This window comes from Bacillus sp. z33 (assembly GCF_058313615.1).
This window is the reverse complement of record NZ_JBZFQN010000001.1, coordinates 1,084,092-1,103,159: the sequence shown is the minus strand read 5'-3', so window position 1 is coordinate 1,103,159 and position 19,068 is coordinate 1,084,092. Positions and strand designations below refer to the sequence as shown.

Sequence of the window (19,068 nt, the reverse complement as noted above, 5' to 3'; positions counted from 1 at the left end):
TTAAGTACCTGTTGAAACGAAAGGTATCATGGCCATGGCATGATACCTTTCATAGTGGTAATGCTATCTTTTAATGGTTGTAAAGTTGTTTTCTATCAAGAGCCAATTCTGCGGAAATGATAATCCCAATTTCCAATAACTCATCCCCCGAAGATTCAATTCCTTTAAGAGATTAAATTTTGCCTGTATGGAGCGGGCATCTTCAAACCATACTTCATGTTCTTTCCCTTCAGCATCCCGGTATCTAAAATAGGGTGCCTGTGCATTATTATCATAAAGAATACGTACGTTATTACGCCGTGCAAGGTTTATTGCCTGCTGAGGAGAAACGGCTCTGGCTGTGGTGCCCTGCACAAATGGAAGTGTCCAATCATATCCATACAGATTTTGCCCCATCATAACCTTACGTGATGGGATCTCTGAGATTGCATACGTAAGCACCTGACGAACAGGTCCTATTGGTGATACTGCCTGTGCCGGCCCGCCGCTATAGCCCCATTCGTACGTCATTATGAGCACCCAATCTACCACTGCACCTTGTGCTTTGTAGTCATGTGCCTCATACCACTTGCCTGTTTGAGTAGCGCTTGTTTTAGGAGCTAGCGCAATTGAAACCTGCCAGCCCTGAGGTGAAAACCGCTCCTTCGCCTTCCTTAAGAAATTCGTATAAGCCTCTCGGTCTTCCCCTCGCAGGCTTTCAAAGTCAAAATGAATATCTCTGAATCCTTGAGCTTTGGCCGTTTCTTCAATTGTGGAAAGCAATTTACTTTGAATATCCGTGTTGTTTAAGATGAGTGCACCGAGTTCAGCGCTGAATGCATCATTTTCTAAATTGGCCACAACCATAACCAGTACATTGTCCGCGTTGGCTGCTATAGTCGGAAAATTACCCAAAAGAGGCGGTTTTAGCGTACCGTCGCGTTGAACCTGATAGCTGAACGGTGATAAATATGTAAGGTGAGGTGCTGCAATTCTTGCTTCTCGTTCCAGGTTGGGAGAAACAGCATTTCCTCTTGGTTCCACATATGCATTAAATTCAGCCTCACGTTTAGGGATTGGAGGGATATACAGTCTCAACCCAACAGTTAATGGTGTGTTTAATGAAATATTATTCACTTCTGCTAGTCGTTGAGTAGTTGTACCAAATCTCCGGGCAATCGTATACAGGCTATCTCCTGGTTGTACAAAGTAATAGCTCCCTGTAATCGGAATAACAAGTGCCTGACCTATAACCAAATCATTTGGATTTTCTAATTGATTTGAAGAGATAATCTGTTCGGCTGTCGTGTTAAAGGTCTGCGCAATGGAATAAATACTCTCTCCTTGTCTGACAACATGTATCTGCATTGCTTATACTCCTTTCAATGCCTCTTTTATTCAATATATGTAGAAGCAGGAATAAGAATAACTAAAATGGCTATCGCCGCTAGTGAGATAGAATACAGAGAGTTCGTTAAATGTTCATGTTTTTAACTCAAAAGTTTACTATTTTATTCAATTTGGTATAACGAATAGATTATAATTTTAATGAATAGATTGCTGCATCGTTGAGGAGTGAAGTCATGTTGAGTAAGAAGAACATAGTATTACATCCAATTCCCCTTCTACGGATCATGGGAATCGTAGACGGGATCTCGTTGCTCGTGTTAGTGGGGATAGCCATGCCGCTTAAATATTGGGCGGATTTTCCTATTGCCGTAACGATTGCCGGTTCCATTCATGGTGGGATATTTATAGGTTATTTAGTAGCTATAGCTTATACCCAAATTCGAATACAGTGGAATATTGGGTGGTCTTTATTGGCCCTTATAGTTGCGTTCATCCCGTTTGGTAATTTTTGTTTTGATGTTTGGCTAAAAAGGCGTCAATCATCTTACTATGTAAAACCCTTACCAAAGCTGTGGATTGTATATGCCATTATCATGTTTACGTTTATTGATTTATTTACACAGCTACCAGTTATGAGTACATATGCTACTTCACTTGGCGCAAGTGTAATGGTTGCAGGTTTTGTTGTGGGAATGTATTCATTGACCAATACTTTTGGGAATATCCTGTCTGGTATTTTTACGGATAAATATGGAGCTTTTATTGTGCTTTGTACAGGCTTGCTCATGACAAGCACATCTTTGCTGCTTTATAATTTTGTAAACGATGTGCCAGGCTTGATTATCGTGCGTTTTCTCCATGGTTTTCTTGGAGGATTGATTGTCCCTGCTGCTTTTACGTACTTAGCGAACCAAATGGATAGTAAGAAGCAAGGCAGCCAAAGTGCTGTGACAGGTTCGTTTATTGGGTTGGCAGCTATTTGCGGTCCTGCATATGGCGGTATTATGGCCAGCAGGACATCCGTACCATTTGTTTTTACAACCATTGCTGTGTGCGGGATTATTTTATTGTTTGCAACGGTGTTGTTTTTGAGGACCCATTCTGAATCGAAACAGCACAAAATGGAGGAGAGAGAAAAGCTCATCTTTAATAAAGGAATACTTCAGGCCTACACAGGAGCATTCTTTTTAATGTTTTCACAAGGGGCCCTTGCGTATTTATTACCCTTGCATGTTGATGTATTAGGCTATAGTTCACGACTAAGCGGTACGTTAATGAGTATATTTGGACTAGTTGCTGTAGCGATATTTGTTTTGCCGACGAATAAATTTTTCGATCGTATTCCACCATTAATAAGCTTTTCGATTGGACTGGCATGCATGGGAATCAGCCAAATTTTACTGGGGCAATCAAATGAACTAATATTTCTTTATTCTATAATGGTTTTATACGGGATTGGGTTTGCTTTCTTATTTCCTGCAGCAAATTCATTATTGGTACAATCGACTACTAAAAGGATGCGTGGGAAAGCGTATGGGTATTTTTATGCGTTATTTTCATTAGGGGTAGTAGCGGGTTCATCAGGTCTCGGGCTCGTGCCGGCTTCCATATCTATGCAATTCTGCTTAATTGGAATCATACTGCTTGTTTGTGCAATAGTCATGTGTGTGCAGGCGAAACAATTAAAATCGGATACTGTTAAAGAGAGTGCCCAAGGATAAGTAGAATTTTTCTCAGCAGGAGCTATCAGGCTCCTGTTTTTTGTATAGGCTTGAAGCGGGGAGGAGGTGGTGATAATATGGACGGGGTTTATCTTTAAAGACTATATTAAAAGTTGAAATATAGCTGTGTTTCCGCTCGTATACCTATTTCTTTTACCTTCCTCAAAATTCAATTGTTGCTGCTATTTGGATCTGTCTTTTAGAATTTCTCCATAAAAAATAAGAAACCGATTTTTTTAAAAAATAGCTTTGTTAAATTTAAATGTTGATATCCGTACCTGGCCTTCGCTTACCGCCTGTGAGGTCTCCCTTAGCTTCGCTTTTCATAGCAAGGGAGTATTAGACCATCCTCCACTATCAACCAGGTAATAAATTAACAAAGCCCAATGAATAAAAATAAAAAAAAACGCCCCTCTAGAGGGTACGTTTCATTAAGCGTTTAATTTGTTTACTTTTTTCATAAGACGAGATTTTTTGCGAGCAGCAGCATTTTTGCTGATTAAGCCTTTAGTTGCAGCTTTATCAAGTCCTTTAACAGCAGCAACGATAGATTCGTTAGCGATAGTAGCATCGTTAGTAGCGATTGCAGTTTCTACCTTTTTAACGGTTGTACGTACTGCATTTTTTTGAGCGATATTGTTAGCTCTAGCAGTTTCGTTAGTTTTAACGCGTTTAATAGCTGATTTGATATTAGCCATTCTATTCACCTCCAGAAGAACCGAGATTATGTCAACTCGATATTCTAATCAAATAACATTCACAACATATGATATTCTATCAAAATGTATGTGTTTATGCAATACTCAGATGCATCAAATCGAAAAAAACCATTATGATAAACGGTTTTTCCTGTTAAGCATCGTATCTTTACATAATTAAAAGAATGAGAAGGAAGGAATAAGGTAAAAATATCTCTTATAGATCATTTCAGGGGGTAATCGTTTGAATAAAGATTTAGATATGAGCCAATATCAAATTAGAACCGATTTGGCTATAGAGGCACGTGAACTGGCTATTCCGCTGTCAGATGCTCCGGACACCTCGAATATTGAAGGAGTCATTTTAAAAGAGCGGGAAATGGACGGAATTAAATTATCACATCTTGAAATAACAAAAGAAGGCGAAAAACAAGTAGGGAAAAAAGAAGGTTTTTATATAACAATGGAAGTTCAGGGGATCCGTGAACAGGATTCTGAGCTCCAAAAAAAAGTTGAGGCAGTATTTGCTAAACAGCTGGCTTATCTAATAGACAGAATAGGATTATCTTCAGAAGCACATTGTCTTGTTGTTGGTTTGGGAAATTGGCATGTAACACCGGATGCATTAGGTCCGACTGTGACGGATAATCTCATCGTGACTAGACATCTTTTTAAATTTCAGCCAGAAGCTGTTTCCAAAGGGTTTCGTCCGGTCAGCGCTATATCACCGGGGGTTATGGGTGTTACAGGAATTGAAACAAGCGATATCATTAAAGGTATCGTAGAAAATATAGATCCAGATTTCATCATTGCGATAGATGCGTTGGCAGCTCGTTCGATTGAGCGTGTAAATACTACCATTCAAATTACAGATACCGGGATTCATCCTGGATCAGGTGTGGGCAATAAACGGAAAGAACTCAGTAGAGAAACATTGGGAGTGCCTGTGATCTCAATTGGTGTACCGACAGTGGTGGATGCCGTATCCATTACCTCAGATACAATTGATTATATTTTGAAACACTTTGGACGCGAATTAAAAGAAGGAGACCGCCCTTCACGTGCGCTTACTCCGGCTGGAATGACGTTTGGAGAAAAACGTAAATTAACGGAAGAAGATTTACCTGAGGAAGAGCATAAAAAGACGTTTCTTGGTATTGTCGGGACATTGTCTGATGAGGAAAAAAGAATGCTGATCCGTGAAGTACTCTCCCCTTTGGGACATAATTTAATGGTTACGCCAAAGGAAGTAGATGTATTCATAGAAGAAATGGCAAACCTGATAGCTAATGGAATGAATGCAGCATTACATGAGGCTATAAATCAAGATAATACGGGTTATTACACTCATTAATCTAGTTATGGTTCTAGTTACTCTATCAAAGCATACAATTTACTAGAATGCTTCCTGAAAGGGTGGAACCATGAAAGCCAAAAAAACTAGCTTTTTCATAGTAGCACTTCAAGCAGCCACCATTATTCGTTTGCTATTTATCATTTTCGTTACAATGGTTTTTATTTTTTTAATAACTGGATTACTGACATCGCTCAAACCGGAATATCGGCCGAGTTCTGATTCAGTTAATGAAGCAGCAGGACAGGTTCCTGGTAAATTCCTGTATAAATATTTAGGGAAAGGGAATATGTATTTTTTACAATCTTTCCCTGATGGAGAAACGGAATCTGTTTCGAGTCAACTTTTTCAATCCCTGACAAATATCTCGTTAAATGATCCGCGAAGTTTACTTGGTCATGAGCTGCCTGGATATTCCTTGTTTGATGGAGATATCTTAGTGGCAGGGGAGGGGACTGATTATACAAATATGCCAATCGAGTCTCCTCCAACTGATGAAGCTTTGGAAAAAGATACAGAGGCCGAGGAAATTGTGGATGAAGAAGAACTTGTTAAGACAGATCAGGCTGGTATTCAGAAAACGAAAGAAGAAGTGATGTATATTTATTTTTCGCATACAAGGGAATCATATCTCCCCTTATTAAAGGGCGTAACGAATTCTGATTCTGCCTTTCATTCGAAAGTAAATGTAACGCTTGTCGGTGATAAGCTAAAGAAATCGCTTGAAGCGAAAGGAATTATGACAAAGGTAGATAAAACAGACGTTAATGCCATATTGAACAAGAAAGGGCTGCAATATGGAAGTTCATACAGCCAATCACGAAGTCTTGTCCAGGAAGTGTTGGCTACTGATAAAAATATTAAATATTTTATCGATGTACACCGTGATTCACAGCGGAAAAATGTGACAACCATTACGATAGATGGTAAGTCCTATGCCAAATTATGCTTCATTATTGGCGGTGAAAATCCAAACTATGAACAGAACTTAAAGTTGGCAAAGGAAATGCATAAGAAAATTTCAGAAAAATATCCAGGTTTAAGTCGCGGTGTCTTTGAAAAAAGAGGTGCAGGAACGAATGGGAAGTTTAATCAGGATTTATCCGGGAACGCCATGTTAGTTGAAGCCGGTGGAGTAGATAATACATTGGACGAATTAAATGCTTCCATGGAAGTGTTAGCTGGTGTATTGGCTGAACACTATTGGAATGCTGAGCCAGTACAGGGGAATGCTGCGGAATGAATAAAGGAGAATGCTAAGATGGGTAAATTTATTCTTAAAGTAAGTATGCTTCTTTTCCTCCTTCTTTTCGGGGTCATACTAGGAATGCAATTGGCCAATCAAAATATGAAAAAAATGCAAGGATATGACGATCCAAAAATGTATGAGGCTTTTACGATCGATAAACAAGAGGATGGAGATATTAATGCTACTGTTCTTGGAAATCAGGTTTCTACAACGGACCTGGAAGAAAAGAAAAAGGATATGGAAGAATGGAAAGCTTTTAATGTCTTATCCAGTGCGGGCAAAGGAATATCTAATGTTTTCACCGGGCTATTTAAAGGAATGGCCGACATCATCTCAGAGGAATAATAGATGAATCAAGCTCGTACGGAACGTATTTATACTCCGCGAGCTTTCTTTATTTTGCTATTAATTCACCTCATTTTTCCTAAACCGTTTACGGTTTGAATTTATTTCTGCTATAATCAGTAATATCTGTGTTTGAAAGTAACAGGAGTGAACATAATGAATAATCAGGAACGGCTAAAGAGACAAAGTAAAATCCGCAACTTTTCGATTATTGCCCATATTGACCATGGAAAATCGACCTTAGCGGACAGAATTTTAGAAAAAACCAATGCTCTGACATCCAGAGAGATGAAGGACCAGCTTCTTGACTCTATGGATTTGGAAAGGGAGCGCGGAATTACGATTAAATTGAATGCTGTTCAATTAAAATATAAGGCAAAAGATGGAGAAGAATATATCTACCATCTAATTGATACTCCGGGACACGTAGATTTTACGTATGAAGTATCCAGAAGTTTGGCTGCCTGTGAAGGCGCTGTGTTAGTGGTCGATGCTGCACAGGGAATTGAAGCGCAAACCTTGGCCAATGTTTATTTGGCATTAGACAATGATTTAGAGATTCTGCCGATTATAAATAAAATTGACTTACCGAGCGCAGATCCGGAACGTGTTCGCGGCGAAATCGAAGATGTAATTGGGCTGGATGCATCGGAAGCTGTCCTTACTTCCGCCAAAGCTGGTATAGGAATTGAGGAAATACTTGAACAGATTGCAGAAAAAGTGCCCGCTCCAACCGGCGATCCCGCAGCTCCTCTGAAAGCATTGATTTTCGATTCAATCTATGATGCATATCGCGGAGTCATCGTATCCATTCGTGTGATGGATGGAACAGTTAAGCCGGGCGATAAAATCAAAATGATGGCGACCGGTAAGGAATTTGAAGTTCTCGAAGTGGGTGTCCATACACCGAAAGCAACACTATGTGATGAATTAACAGTGGGTGATGTTGGCTTCCTGACAGCCGCTATTAAAACTGTTGGTGATACACAAGTCGGGGATACAATTACCAATGCCAAAAATGGGTCAACAGAACCATTACCGGGATATCGCCGTATGAATCCAATGGTTTATTGCGGATTATATCCAATAGATACTGCGAAATTTAACGACTTACGAGAAGCACTTGAAAAATTGGAACTTAATGATTCTTCTCTGCAATTTGAACCTGAAACCTCACAGGCCCTTGGATTTGGATTCCGCTGCGGATTCCTAGGGTTATTGCACATGGAAATTGTCCAGGAAAGAATTGAACGTGAATTTAATATTGACTTGATAACAACCGCTCCAAGTGTAATTTATAAGGTTAAAATGACCGATGGCAGTGAAATCAATATTGATAATCCATCCAATATGCCTGATCCACAAAAGATTGAACGTATTGAGGAGCCTTATGTAAAAGCAACTTTGATGGCACCAAATGACTTTGTCGGTGCGATTATGGAGCTTTGTCAAACGAAGCGGGGGAATTTCATCGATATGCAATATGCTGATGAGAACCGTGTGACGATCATTTATGAAATTCCATTGTCCGAGATTGTTTATGACTTCTTTGACCAATTGAAATCAAATACAAAAGGATATGCATCTTTTGACTATGAGTTAATTGGCTACCAAGAATCTAAACTGGTTAAAATGGATATTTTATTAAATGGTGAAACCGTTGATGCATTGAGCTTTATCGTTCATAGAGATTTTGCATATGAGCGTGGAAAGATTATTGTAGAAAAGTTGAAAGAGCTTATCCCTCGACAACAATTTGAAGTGCCTATACAAGCAGCAATCGGCAATAAAATTATTGCGCGTTCTTCCATTAAAGCAATGAGGAAGAATGTGCTTGCAAAATGTTACGGTGGAGATATCTCACGTAAACGTAAATTATTGGAGAAACAAAAAGAAGGTAAAAAACGCATGAAGCAAGTTGGTTCTGTAGAAGTTCCACAAGAAGCGTTTATGGCTGTTCTGAAGATGGATGACTCCAATCCAAAAAAATAAAATATCAAATGAGCAGGCCAGACATTTTTGTTCTGGCCTCTATTTTATTATGATAGGTATAGCGGTTTTCGCTGATAGAAGAAAGGGGTGTCGGAATTGGTTAAAAGTTTATATCTCCACATTCCATTTTGTACACAAATATGTCACTACTGTGACTTCAATAAATTTTATATTCAAAATCAGCCGGTGGATGGATATATCCAGTCCTTATTAAAGGAAATGGATCTGTATGATTTATCTCAAAACGAACCTTTGTCCACTGTTTTTATCGGAGGAGGTACACCCTCTGCTTTGGAACCTTCACAGCTAGAGCAATTGCTGTTTTCCATGAAAGAAAAGATAGCGCTAAGGCCTGATTATGAATACACAGTTGAGGCAAATCCAGGTGATTTGTCGAAAGAGAAACTGAAAATCATGAAGGAAGCTGGCGTTAACCGACTAAGTTTAGGTGTACAATCATTCAATGAAGAATTATTGAAGAAGATAGGCCGTGCACACAATGTGAAAGATGTGTATGAAACGATTGACATGGCGAGAGAAGAAGGTTTTGAAAACATTAGCATTGACCTGATTTATTCCTTACCAGGACAAACTCTTGATGATTTGGAAGATACAGTTGACAAGGCTTTAAAGTTGAATCTCCCTCACTTTTCGGCATACTCTTTAATTGTTGAACCGAAGACGGTATTCTATATCATGCTCAATAAAGGCAAGCTAACATTGCCAGGGGAAGATGCTGAAGCTTCAATGTATGAATATGTGATGCAACGTTTAGGGGAAGCGGGCTACCATCAGTATGAGATCTCCAATTTTGCAAAAAAAGGATTTGAAAGCAGACATAACCTCGTATATTGGAATAATGAAGAATATTATGGCCTTGGTGCAGGAGCACATGGGTACCTGGATGGTGTCCGTTATCATAATCATGGGCCATTAAAGAAATATATGAATGCCATTCAAGAAGGTCGGAAGCCTATTATTGAACAAATTACCGTAACACGCAAAGAACAAATGGAAGAAGAAATGTTCTTGGGCCTCAGAAAGATGGAGGGTGTTTCTTCTGAACAATTCCAAAAAAGATTTTCTGCAAATATAAACGACGTATTTGGGGAAACAATAAATAAAATGGTTATGCAGGGGTTATTGGAGCTTACTGATGGAAGAGTTAAATTGACCGATTCCGGTAAATTAATGGGTAATGAAGTGTTTCAAGCATTTTTATTATAGGGAAAAAACATAATCATAACCGTTGACACATAACGGCGGTTTTGTTACTTTATTTATAGACTTAGCACTCAACAGTAAAGAGTGCTAACAGGGGTGATTATCGATGTTAACAAATAGACAACTGGCAATTTTACAGGTGATCATCGATGATTTTATTTCTACGGCCCAACCTGTGGGTTCCAGAAATATTTCCAAAAAAGAAGGTATTTCCCTAAGTTCTGCCACCATCAGAAATGAAATGGCTGATTTAGAAGAAATGGGGTATCTGGAAAAAACACATACCTCTTCAGGGCGTATTCCCTCTGAAAAAGGGTATCGGTATTATGTGGATCACCTTGTATCACCGCAGCAACTGCAAAAGGATGATGTTCTAAAGCTTAAATCTGTTTTCAAAGAGAGATTATTTGAGTTAGAGAAAATTGTGCAACGTTCGGCCGGTATTTTATCGGAAATTACGAAATACACTGCAATCATGCTTGGACCTGCTGTTTTAGAGAACCACTTACGTCGAATCCAGATTGTACCGCTTGATAAAAATAAGGCTATTGCTATCATCGTGACGGATACAGGTCATGTTGAGAATAAAATGATTCATCTCCCTCATGGATTTGATATGAATGAAATGGAGAGAGTGGTTAATATCCTGAATGATCGGTTGAGCGGTGTACCATTGGTCCAACTCAAAGATAAGATATTCAGGGAAGTAGCTGTTTTATTAAAACAGCATATTACGAATTATGATATGGTTCTGCAAATGCTGGCAACTTCTCTGCAAATGCCCGAGAATGAAAAACTGTTCTTTGGCGGTAAGGCGAATATGCTCAGCCAACCAGAATTTCATGATATTGAAAAAGTAAAGGCGATTTTCAATATCATGGAACAAGAACGAGATTTGTATGAACTGGTCAGCAAAACACCTGAAGGAATTAATGTGAAAATCGGTACTGAGAATAATAATTTAGCGCTTGAAAATTGCAGCATTATCAGTACAACTTATTCCATTGGAGACGAGAAGCTTGGTACAATTGCCATTCTTGGTCCCACACGGATGGATTATTCCAGAGTTATGAGTTTATTATCGTTCTTTTCGAATGATTTAACTGAGATGCTGACAAAACAGTATCAAAATAAAAAGTAACGGTAATAGTAGTAATACTGCTTTAACGTATATACATCAACACTTTCAGGGAGGTGAGAAGCAGTGTCAGAAAATAAAAATGAAACAATTGAAGAGATCTTTGATGAAGCAGGGAAAAATGATATGAATGATACATCCTCAGAGGAAGCCGCTGAAACAAGTGAAACCGTTGAGGAAGCTTCCGAAAATAAAGGGGATAGCAAAATAGCTGAACTTGAAAAAAAAGTACAGGAAGCTGAAGGCAAGTATGTTCGTCTTTATGCAGATTTTGAAAACTATCGCCGCCGCGTCAAGTTAGATGCAGAAGCAGCGCAAAAATACAGAGCGCAATCTCTTGTTACTAATCTCTTGCCTGCTATCGATAACTTTGATCGAGCGCTTAAAAGTACAACTGAAACTGAAGAAACAAAACCAATCCTACAAGGAATGAATATGGTTTTATCCAGCATACTTACAGCTTTGAAAGAAGAGGGTGTGGAGGTAATTGAATCCGTAGGTAAAGAATTCGATCCTCATATCCACCAAGCGATTATGCAAGATAATAACGAAGAATTTGGTTCAAATATTGTTGTTGAAGAATTCCAAAAAGGTTATAAATTAAAAGACCGCGTTATTCGTCCAGCAATGGTTAAAGTGAATCAATAAACAAACAGTGTTACATATTAATGGGAGGTTAAAGTAAATGAGCAAAATTATTGGTATTGACTTAGGAACCACCAACTCTTGTGTATCCGTATTAGAAGGCGGAGAACCAAAGGTTATTCCAAATCCAGAAGGTAATAGAACGACTCCTTCTGTTGTTGCATTTAAAAATGGAGAACGTCAAGTTGGGGAAGTAGCAAAACGCCAAGCTATTACAAACTTAAACACAATCAGTTCCATTAAACGACACATGGGTACTGACTATACAGTAAATATCGAAGGAAAAGATTATTCTCCACAAGAAGTATCTGCCATTATCCTTCAATATTTAAAATCCTATGCTGAGGAATACTTAGGAGAAAAAGTAACAAAGGCAGTTATTACTGTTCCTGCATACTTCAATGATGCTGAACGTCAAGCGACTAAAGATGCTGGCCGTATTGCAGGTCTAGAAGTAGAACGTATTATCAACGAACCAACAGCAGCGGCACTTGCTTACGGTTTAGATAAAGCAGATGAAGATCAAAAAATCCTAGTATTTGACCTTGGTGGCGGTACTTTTGACGTATCCATCCTTGAATTGGGTGACGGAGTATTTGAAGTACGTTCAACAGCTGGTGACGCCCGCCTAGGTGGAGATGACTTCGATAACGCCGTAATGGAATATTTAATCGAAGAATTCCGCAAAGAAAATGGAATTGATCTTTCTAAAGATAAAATGGCTCTTCAACGTTTGAAAGACGCTGCTGAAAAAGCGAAAAAAGATTTATCCGGTGTAACATCCACACAAATTTCTTTACCGTTCATCACTGCCGGTGAAGCTGGTCCATTACACATGGATGTAACGTTAACACGTGCGAAATTTAATGAAATTACAGCTTCTTTAGTTGAAAGAACAATGGGTCCTACCCGTCAGGCTCTTCGCGATGCAGGTCTGTCTCCAGCTGAAATCGATAAAGTTATCTTAGTTGGTGGTTCTACTCGTATTCCTGCTGTTCAGGAAGCTATTAAAAAAGAAACTGGTAAAGAACCTCATAAAGGGGTAAACCCTGATGAAGTGGTAGCTATGGGTGCTGCTATCCAAGGTGGAGTTATCTCCGGTGACGTTAAAGATGTTGTTTTACTTGATGTAACTTCTTTATCTCTTGGTATTGAAACAATGGGAGGAGTATTTACTCGTTTAATCGACCGTAATACAACAATCCCAACAAGCAAATCTCAAATTTTCTCTACAGCAGCTGATAACCAAACAGCCGTTGATATCCATGTTCTTCAAGGTGAGCGTCAAATGGCAGCGGATAACAAAACGCTTGGCCGATTCCAATTGACTGATATTCCGCCGGCACCGCGTGGTATCCCACAAATTGAAGTAACATTTGATATCGATAACAATGGTATCGTTAATGTACGTGCTAAAGATCTTGGCACAAATAAAGAACAGGCGATTACGATTCAATCAGCTACAAGCTTAAGTGATGAAGAAATCGAACGTATGGTTAAAGAAGCGGAAGAAAACGCAGAAGCAGATAAACAACGTAAGGAAGAAGCAGAATTACGAAATGAATCTGATGCTTTAGTATTCCAAACAGAAAAAACACTTAAAGATCTTGAAGGTAAAGTAGACGAAGCTGAAGTTCAAAAAGCAACAGAAGCTAAGGATGCCTTAAAAGCCGCGATTGAGAAAAATGATCTTGCAGAAATGAAAGAGAAAAAAGAAGCGTTACAAGAAATTGTACAAGCTCTTAGCGTGAAACTATATGAGCAAGCTGCTCAAGCTGCAGAACAACAAGGCCAAGAAGGTGCTAATAAGGCTGATGATGTCGTAGATGCAGAATTTACTGAAGTTGACGACGACAAAAAATAATCATTGAACGTAAAAAGTCAAAGTCAGGCTAGCCTTGACTTTGGCTTTTTTTAACGAATTCTCCATTTTTTGTTTATATTGCGCCACGGCTTATTCAAGTGGTACAATGTTTTTTATGTGAAACGACGGACTATATAGAATCAGGAGTGTGAGGAATGAGCAAACGGGATTATTATGAGGTGTTGGGGGTTGGCAAAAATGCCTCGAAGGATGAGTTGAAAAAAGCATATCGCCGCCTTTCCAAGCAGTATCACCCTGACCTCAATAAAGAAGCAGATGCAGCAGAAAAATTTAAAGAGATTCAGGAAGCTTATGAAGTGCTAAGCGATGACCAAAAGAAAGCAAGATACGATCAATTTGGTCATGAAGACCCTACACAGGGATTTGGCGGAGGCGGAGCAGGCTTTGAAGGCTTCGGCGGCTTTGAAGATATTTTCAACTCCTTCTTTGGCGGAGGCGGAAGAAGAAGAGATCCGAATGCTCCAAGGCAAGGTGCAGACCTGCAATATACAATGACGTTATCTTTTGATGAGGCAGTGTTTGGTACAGAAACAACCATTGAAATTCCAAAAGAAGAAGAATGTGAAACATGTAAAGGATCCGGAGCCAAGCCTGGAACACAACCTGAAACTTGTACACATTGTAATGGTACAGGCCAGTTAAATGTAGAGCAAAATACTCCATTTGGCCGTATTGTAAACCGGAGAGTATGTCAGCACTGCAGCGGTACAGGTAAGCTGATTAAACATAAATGTGGCACTTGCCATGGTAAAGGCGTTGTGAAAAAACGTAATAAAATTCAAATTAAAGTCCCTGCCGGTGTCGATGACGGCCAGCAGCTGCGCGTTCCTGGTAAAGGTGAGCCTGGTATTAATGGCGGACCTCCGGGAGATTTATATGTTGTATTCCAAATCAAACCGCATGAGTTTTTTGAGCGTGACGGGGATGATATTTATTGTGAAATGCCAATTACCTTTGCACAGGCTGCTCTGGGTGATGAAATCGAAGTTCCAACCATGCATGGTAAAGTGAAACTGAAAGTGCCTGCTGGGACACAAACAGGTACTCGTTTCCGCTTAAAAGGGAAAGGTGTGCCAAATGTAAGAGGATATGGACAGGGTGATCAGCATATCCGTATTTTAGTTGTAACACCAACAAAATTAACCGATAAACAAAAAGAACTAATTCGCGAATTCGCTGATATCAGTGGTCATGGCCAGTTGGACGAAAATGATGAAGGTTTCTTTGCGAAAGTGAAAAGAGCAATAAAAGGTGAATAATAAAGGTAGGAGTTGGTAGAGAATGAAATGGTCCGAATTAAGTATTCATACAACAAATGAAGCGGTCGAACCAATATCGAATATTTTACATGAAGCTGGGGCAAGTGGGGTAGTGATAGAGGATCCCCTTGAACTGGTTCGTGAAAGGGAGAATGTATTCGGAGAAATCTATCAACTTAATCCTGCTGATTTTCCAAAAGAAGGCGTTATTGTAAAAGCTTATCTTCCTGTCACCAGTTTCCTTGGTGACACAGTGGATGGGATTAAAGATCTTATCAATAATTTAATAAAGTATGATATCGATCTTGGTCATAATGAAATAACCATCAGCGAGGTTAATGAGGAAGAATGGTCCACTGCATGGAAAAAATATTACCATCCTGTAAAGGTCTCTGAACAGGTAACGATTGTCCCAACATGGGAGGAATATACCCCAGTTCATACAGATGAAAAAATCATTGAATTGGATCCAGGTATGGCATTCGGTACTGGCACACATCCAACAACTGTACTTTGTATTCAAGCGCTCGAGAAGACGGTCAAACCAGGTATGAAGGTCATTGATGTGGGAACAGGTTCTGGTGTCCTCACAATAACAGCAGCTAAATTTGGCGCTGATTCCATTTTGGCTCTTGATTTAGATGAGGTTGCTGTAAATAGTGCCAGAGTGAACTGTAAATTAAATAAAGTCCATGATAAGGTTACAATTAAACAAAATGACCTTTTAAAAGGAATTGATTTTGAAGCTGATATTGTGGTAGCCAATATTTTGGCTGAAATCATTGTTCGATGTACAGAAGATGTAGCCAGAGTGCTAAAACCGGGCGGAACATTTATATCTTCTGGTATCATTCAACAAAAACGCCATGAAGTGGAAGAAGCTATAAAACAAGCTGGACTTGTGATTGAAGAAGTTATGACGATGGAAGACTGGGTTTCTATCACTGCTCGTAAATTATAGATTTAACTTGATTCAGCAGATGTCTCTGATCCTCAGGAAGGTGAAGAGATGGATGCCGGAATAAGAAATTAAATCAGTAGAAATTCAAACTCCGTCTAAAATTAAGTTAAAAGCCTAGGGCGGATGGCAGAAAAATCGCAAGGAATCTAAATGATTTTTCGCTATCCTGACGCCTAGGCGTCAGTGATTTTAAAGGACAGAAAGGTGCTGGCCATGCAGAGATATTTTATTGAGAAATCAGATGATCAATTTGAGGTAACGATAACCGGAGATGATTTTCACCATATGACCCGGGTTATGCGTATGACTGCGGGAGATACGTTTTATGGAGTAATGAATCAAAAGACAGCGATCGTTAAAATTGAATCCATTCAAGAAAAAACTCTGACTGGCCGCATATTGGATTGGATAGAGGAATCAAAAGAATTGCCGATACAGGTTACCATTGTGAACGGTTTGCCCAAAGGGGATAAACTAGAATGGATTATCCAAAAAGGGACAGAACTGGGTGCATATTCCTTTATCCCTTTTAATGCAACTCGTTCTATAGTAAAATGGGATACTAAAAAGGCTGAAAAAAAAACAGAACGTCTCCGGAAAATAGCGAAAGAAGCTGCAGAACAATCTCACAGGACAGAAATTCCCGAGGTATCCGACCCTGTAGACATACGCAGGTTGCTGGACCTTGCTCATAGATTTGATTATAAGCTGGTAGCTTATGAAGAGGATGCAAAGCAAGGGGAAGCGTCTCAATTGGCTAAAACAATCGGAGAAATGGTTCCAGGGCAAACTCTTTTAATGGTATTTGGTCCTGAAGGTGGCTTGGATTCGGCAGAAGTGAATCAACTTTTAGAAAACGGCTTTCAAACATGCAGTCTGGGACCGCGTATCTTACGTACAGAGACTGCACCATTATATGCTTTGTCAGCCATATCTTATCAATTAGAATTAGTGAGGTGAAGGGAATGGCTACAGTAGCTTTCCATACATTAGGATGTAAAGTCAATCATTATGAGACAGAGGCGATATGGCAGCTGTTTCAAGCGTCAGGCTACGAAAGAGTAGAGTTTGAACAACGCTCGGATGTTTATGTGATTAATACATGTACCGTTACAAATACTGGTGATAAGAAAAGCCGGCAGGTCATCCGGAGGGCAGTGCGGAAGAACCCAGATGCAGTTATTTGCGTAACAGGCTGTTATGCGCAAACTTCACCGGCAGAAATTATGGCAATTCCCGGTGTGGACATTGTGGTCGGAACGCAGGATCGCGATAAATTAATAGGTTATATTGATACTTATTTAACGGAAAGACAACCTATTAACGGCGTAAGAAATATTATGAAAACAAGAATTTATGAAGAATTGGACGTACCGGCATTTACGGATCGGACGCGTGCGTCTCTGAAAATTCAGGAAGGATGCAATAATTTTTGTACATTTTGTATTATTCCTTGGGCACGCGGTTTATTGCGTTCCCGTGATCCAGAGGAGGTTGTTCGCCAGGCACAGCAGCTTGTCGCAGCCGGTTATAAAGAAATTGTCTTAACTGGTATTCACACAGGCGGTTATGGGGAAGACTTGAAGGATTACAATCTGGCTATGTTATTGAGGGAATTGGATCAAAGGGTTGATGGACTGAAACGTATTCGCATATCATCTATTGAAGCCTCTCAAATAACGGATGAAGTCATTGAAGTATTGCGCGAATCTGATAAAGTGGTTCCGCATCTGCACATTCCTGTACAATCAGCTTCTAATACCGTGCTTAAGCGTATGCGCCGGAAATACTCTTCTGAATTCTTTGCGGAACGATTGGAAAGATTGCGTGAAATTATTCCGGATTTAGCAGTGACGTCAGATGTAATTGTAGGTTTCCCTGGTGAAACAGAAGAAGAGTTTATGGAAACGTATAACTTTATTAAAGATCAACATTTCTCAGAACTGCATGTTTTCCCTTATTCAAAACGGACTGGTACTCCGGCTGCCCGTATGGAAGATCAAGTAGACGAAGATGTGAAAAATGATCGTGTTCACCGTTTAATATCGTTATCAGAGCAGCTTGCCAAAGAATATGCATCTCAGTATGAAAATGAAGTGCTGGAAGTCATCCCAGAGGAACCATTTGAAGATGGAGAGACAAAAGGGCTATATCAAGGCTATTCCGATAACTATTTGAAAGTCGTATTCCCTGCTACAGAAGATATGGTAGGGAAGATCGTGAAAGTGAAAATCACGAAAGCTGGTTATCCGTACAATGAAGGACAATTTGTTCGTGTTATGGATGATACGGTCGAACAAGCTGTCGTTAATTTGTAATAATTGAAAGATGGGCGGTTACAGAGTAATTCTAAGTATCCGCCCGTTTTGATTTTTATGAAGTGAGGTATAAAATAAATAGACGGAACTAAAATATTTTAGTCTGTTTAGAGATGGCTAACTAATTAACCTACACGAATATAGGAATAACAGTTGACCTTGAATGACACATATATTATAATTTGATGGTACATGGTTTCCTTCTATGTGTAGGAAATTAGAGTTGTTGTGCTCGGAGGGAGGGAAAGAGATGTCTAAAACAGTCGTTAAGAAAAACGAATCGCTTGAAGATGCTCTTCGACGCTTCAAACGCACAGTTTCCAAGCAAGGTACTATGCAGGAAGTAAGAAAGCGCGAATTCTATGAAAAACCTAGTGTAAAACGTAAGAAAAAGTCTGAAGCTGCGAGAAAACGCAAGTTCTAAAAGAGGTGCACTTAATGAGTCTTGTTGAGCGTTTAAACAGCGATATGAAACAAGCTATGAAGAACAGAGAAAAAGACAAGCTCTCCGTCATCCGAATGGTAAAGGCTTCTCTTCAGAATGAAGGAATAAAGCTTGGTAAACAAGAATTATCCGAAGATGAAGAGTTAACCGTGCTTTCTCGCGAATTAAAGCAACGCAAAGACTCCCTCCAGGAATTTGATAAAGCAGGCCGTCAAGATTTGGTCGAAAAGCTTCAATCAGAAATCGAAATTGTCGAGGCATATTTGCCAAAACAATTATCCGAGGATGAGTTAAATGCGATTGTTACTCAAGCGATTGCCGAGACGAATGCCACTTCCAAGGCTGACATGGGCAAAGTAATGTCCGCAGTCATGCCAAAAGTGAAGGGTAAAGCTGATGGATCTTTAGTCAATAAACTTGTACTGCAAAATCTTACAAAATAAGACGTTTAAAACCCGCAAATTAAATTTGCGGGTTTTTTATATACAATAAACCAAGTATTGTG

General features: G+C 39.4%; 17 protein-coding genes. 15 read left to right on the top strand and 2 right to left on the bottom strand.

All coding sequences use genetic code 11. From position 1 onward, the window contains the following. Positions 1-63: 63 nt before the first annotated feature. Entirely contained in the window at positions 64-1,347 is a 1,284-nt protein-coding gene (locus AC4G3L_RS05210) for a glycoside hydrolase family 18 protein (protein ID WP_491075909.1), read from the bottom strand. 215 nt (positions 1,348-1,562) lie between these two features. Between AC4G3L_RS05210 and AC4G3L_RS05205 the strand changes: the two genes are divergently transcribed. Continuing rightward, positions 1,563-3,050: an MFS transporter gene (locus tag AC4G3L_RS05205; RefSeq protein ID WP_491075908.1), complete on the top strand. Its 1,488-nt coding sequence runs from the start codon at positions 1,563-1,565 to the stop codon at positions 3,048-3,050. A 431-nt stretch (positions 3,051-3,481) separates the two neighbouring features. Here AC4G3L_RS05205 and rpsT read toward each other — a convergent pair whose 3' ends face one another. Then, positions 3,482-3,748: a 30S ribosomal protein S20 gene (gene rpsT, locus AC4G3L_RS05200; protein WP_491075907.1), complete on the bottom strand. Its 267-nt coding sequence runs from the start codon at positions 3,746-3,748 to the stop codon at positions 3,482-3,484. A gap of 262 nt (positions 3,749-4,010) precedes the next feature. Between rpsT and gpr the strand changes: the two genes are divergently transcribed. The 14 genes from gpr (at position 4,011) to AC4G3L_RS05130 (ending at position 19,006) form a co-directional block, all read left to right on the top strand. Continuing rightward, the gene (gene gpr, locus AC4G3L_RS05195) at positions 4,011-5,102 is read left to right on the top strand and encodes a GPR endopeptidase (RefSeq protein ID WP_491076240.1); all 1,092 of its coding nucleotides are present in this window, start codon (positions 4,011-4,013) and stop codon (positions 5,100-5,102) included. A 70-nt stretch (positions 5,103-5,172) separates the two neighbouring features. Continuing rightward, positions 5,173-6,345, top strand: coding sequence for a stage II sporulation protein P (gene spoIIP / locus AC4G3L_RS05190; RefSeq protein ID WP_491075906.1), 1,173 nt, complete (start codon positions 5,173-5,175; stop codon positions 6,343-6,345). Between the two features lie 18 nt (positions 6,346-6,363). Next, positions 6,364-6,696, top strand: coding sequence for a DUF3679 domain-containing protein (locus AC4G3L_RS05185; RefSeq protein ID WP_491075905.1), 333 nt, complete (start codon positions 6,364-6,366; stop codon positions 6,694-6,696). A 156-nt stretch (positions 6,697-6,852) separates the two neighbouring features. Next, positions 6,853-8,688 carry a translation elongation factor 4 gene (lepA, locus tag AC4G3L_RS05180; protein ID WP_491075904.1) on the top strand — a complete coding sequence of 612 codons (1,836 nt, stop codon included), beginning with the start codon at positions 6,853-6,855 and terminating at the stop codon, positions 8,686-8,688. A 96-nt stretch (positions 8,689-8,784) separates the two neighbouring features. Beyond that, positions 8,785-9,915 carry a radical SAM family heme chaperone HemW gene (hemW, locus tag AC4G3L_RS05175; RefSeq protein WP_491075903.1) on the top strand — a complete coding sequence of 377 codons (1,131 nt, stop codon included), beginning with the start codon at positions 8,785-8,787 and terminating at the stop codon, positions 9,913-9,915. Between the two features lie 103 nt (positions 9,916-10,018). After that, on the top strand, positions 10,019-11,053 hold the full coding sequence (gene hrcA / locus AC4G3L_RS05170) for a heat-inducible transcriptional repressor HrcA (protein WP_491075902.1): 1,035 nt from the start codon (positions 10,019-10,021) through the stop codon (positions 11,051-11,053). Between the two features lie 63 nt (positions 11,054-11,116). Further along, on the top strand, positions 11,117-11,698 hold the full coding sequence (gene grpE, locus AC4G3L_RS05165; protein ID WP_491075901.1) for a nucleotide exchange factor GrpE: 582 nt from the start codon (positions 11,117-11,119) through the stop codon (positions 11,696-11,698). Positions 11,699-11,735: 37 nt separating this feature from the next. Continuing rightward, positions 11,736-13,559: a molecular chaperone DnaK gene (gene dnaK / locus AC4G3L_RS05160; RefSeq protein WP_491075900.1), complete on the top strand. Its 1,824-nt coding sequence runs from the start codon at positions 11,736-11,738 to the stop codon at positions 13,557-13,559. A 155-nt stretch (positions 13,560-13,714) separates the two neighbouring features. After that, positions 13,715-14,839: a molecular chaperone DnaJ gene (gene dnaJ / locus AC4G3L_RS05155; RefSeq protein WP_491075899.1), complete on the top strand. Its 1,125-nt coding sequence runs from the start codon at positions 13,715-13,717 to the stop codon at positions 14,837-14,839. A 22-nt stretch (positions 14,840-14,861) separates the two neighbouring features. Beyond that, positions 14,862-15,800, top strand: coding sequence for a 50S ribosomal protein L11 methyltransferase (gene prmA, locus AC4G3L_RS05150; protein ID WP_491075898.1), 939 nt, complete (start codon positions 14,862-14,864; stop codon positions 15,798-15,800). A 213-nt stretch (positions 15,801-16,013) separates the two neighbouring features. Further along, a complete protein-coding gene (locus AC4G3L_RS05145; protein ID WP_491075897.1) occupies positions 16,014-16,760 on the top strand; it encodes a 16S rRNA (uracil(1498)-N(3))-methyltransferase in 747 nt (248 codons plus the stop codon). 5 nt (positions 16,761-16,765) lie between these two features. Beyond that, positions 16,766-18,118, top strand: coding sequence for a tRNA (N(6)-L-threonylcarbamoyladenosine(37)-C(2))-methylthiotransferase MtaB (gene mtaB, locus AC4G3L_RS05140; RefSeq protein ID WP_491075896.1), 1,353 nt, complete (start codon positions 16,766-16,768; stop codon positions 18,116-18,118). 250 nt (positions 18,119-18,368) lie between these two features. Further along, positions 18,369-18,542: a 30S ribosomal protein S21 gene (rpsU, locus tag AC4G3L_RS05135; protein WP_066105253.1), complete on the top strand. Its 174-nt coding sequence runs from the start codon at positions 18,369-18,371 to the stop codon at positions 18,540-18,542. 14 nt (positions 18,543-18,556) lie between these two features. Continuing rightward, positions 18,557-19,006, top strand: coding sequence for a GatB/YqeY domain-containing protein (locus AC4G3L_RS05130; protein ID WP_491075895.1), 450 nt, complete (start codon positions 18,557-18,559; stop codon positions 19,004-19,006). The last annotated feature ends 62 nt before the right edge of the window (positions 19,007-19,068 follow it).